Genomic DNA, 896 nt, shown 5'->3' with positions numbered 1-896 from the left:
AACCCCGCCAACCCAGTGAGGCTGTGATGCAACATCAAGCCAGTAAGCGTTGCCGTTGAGCATGTCATTCCCGAGCGGCGTTAATTCCACCGTTTGCAGGGCTTCAGTATCTGCCGCCGTGTTGATACGTAGCAGTGGGTTTGGACCGAGTATCAATGGTCTGATGGCGGAATAGAACATCATGTCACCCATATAAGGCAGCGGATCGCGCTGGCCGATCAGCTCTCTGAATACCTTTCTGAGGCTGACAGGGCCGGACTGCGCAATATACTGTAATGACAGGCGTTCAGTCAGAGAAAGACCGTCGTTGATACCCGGCAATTCTTGCAATAATCGGCGCAAGGAACGGGAGAGATAAGGCAATGTGGCGTGTTCACGCTGAGTGAGCGTAAAGAGCGCTACCGGTGAGGGCGCGCACCAGGCCGACCAGGCAAGGCGCGCCAGCGTTAGTGCATCGGCAGGCACCGTTTGGCGCTGCGTCCAGAGCCAGGCCAATACATCGGGTGATAGTTGCCCGAGCCCAATAAAACGCTTCACGCCCGGTATATCGTCAACAGCGATAAGCTCAAGCTTTTGTGGCTGCTTTTCGAGTGTCGAGAGCGTGCGGATCAAAAACAGTTGGTCGTAAGGATCGGCTTCGCACCACAGCACCGCATGTTCTGCATCGGGTAAACGTTGCCACTGCGCCTGCTCCTCGTCAAAACGACGCATCACGTCATCGGCGTCCAATTGAAATGCCTGCTGGATATAGGTGCAGCGCGCCGTGCGGTAGTCTGCAAAGGGGATGTCCTGAACGGGCCCCATCGCCAGCGGGTCGGTATAGCTGTGAAATGTGCCGCGAAAACCGGCGAGTCGCAGACTGTGTTCAATATCATTGCCGCAGCGCCAGTGCTGGG

At 56.4% G+C, this 896-nt stretch carries 1 protein-coding gene; it reads right to left on the bottom strand.

Annotated elements, in window-relative coordinates; translation table 11 throughout:
• The coding region (locus J5224_RS30885; RefSeq protein ID WP_264628835.1) for a DUF1835 domain-containing protein at positions 1-896 on the bottom strand (896 nt) is incomplete at both ends.

It is taken from the genome of Candidatus Symbiopectobacterium sp. NZEC135 (assembly GCF_025962695.1).
This window is presented reverse-complemented; position numbering and strand designations above follow the sequence as displayed.